The organism is Pseudomonas sp. P4_C3, assembly GCF_056402075.1.
Map to the genome: position 1 here is coordinate 1 of NZ_JBFUIC010000730.1, position 798 is coordinate 798.

The window sequence follows — 798 nt, forward strand, 5'->3', positions numbered from 1 at the left end:
TGGAACACTCACTATCCCTGTGGGAGCGAGCTTGCTCGCGATGGCGGTGTGTCAGCCGCCATGAGTGTTGAATGTGAAACCGCTATCGTCGGAACGCCGCCCGGAGCAAGCTCGCTCCCACAGGGATAGTGTTCCAACTTCGCGCATTCTGGGCATGAAGACCCGGCTCAAGGAGCTGGCGGCGGTCGGGATCAAGCCGATTCTGCTGATGGTSGGGGAGACGGTGTTCCTGGTYGTGYTGGTGCTGTTGTTGCTGCGCTGGGGCTTCTAATCGTCAGGTTGATACAAAACCTGTGGGAGCGAGCTTGCTCGCGATAGCGGTTTCACATTCAACACTCATGGCGGCTGACACACCGCCATCGCGAGCAAGCTCGCTCCCACAGGGATAGTGTTCCAACTTCGCGCATTCTGGGYATGAAGACCYGGCTCAAGGAGCTGGCGGCGGTCGGGATCAAGCCGATTCTGCTGATGGTCGGGGAGACGGTGTTCCTGGTCGTGCTGGTGCTGTTGTTGCTGCGCTGGGGCTTCTAATCGTCAGGTTGATACAAAACCTGTGGGAGCGAGCTTGCTCCGGGCGGCGTTCCGACGATAGCGGTTTCACATTCAACACTCATGGCGGCTGACACACCGCCATCGCGAGCAAGCTCGCTCCCACAGGGATAGTGTTCCAACTTCGCGCATTCTGGGCATGAAGACCCGGCTCAAGGAGCTGGCGGCGGTCGGGATCAAGCCGATTCTGCTGATGGTGGGGGAGACGGTGTTCCTGGTTGTGTTGGTGCTGTTGTTGCTGCGCTGGGG

Annotated in this window: 3 pseudogenes; all 3 read left to right on the forward strand. The window is 59.5% G+C overall.

Going from position 1 to position 798, the window contains the following annotated elements:
* Positions 1-148 precede the first annotated feature (148 nt).
* A pseudogene (locus AC1DVH_RS32095) lies at positions 149-271 on the forward strand (putative sulfate exporter family transporter); the annotation flags it as partial.
* 137 nt (positions 272-408) lie between these two features.
* Positions 409-531: pseudogene (locus AC1DVH_RS32100) on the forward strand (putative sulfate exporter family transporter); the annotation flags it as partial.
* 151 nt (positions 532-682) lie between these two features.
* A pseudogene (locus AC1DVH_RS32105) lies at positions 683-798 on the forward strand (putative sulfate exporter family transporter); the annotation flags it as partial.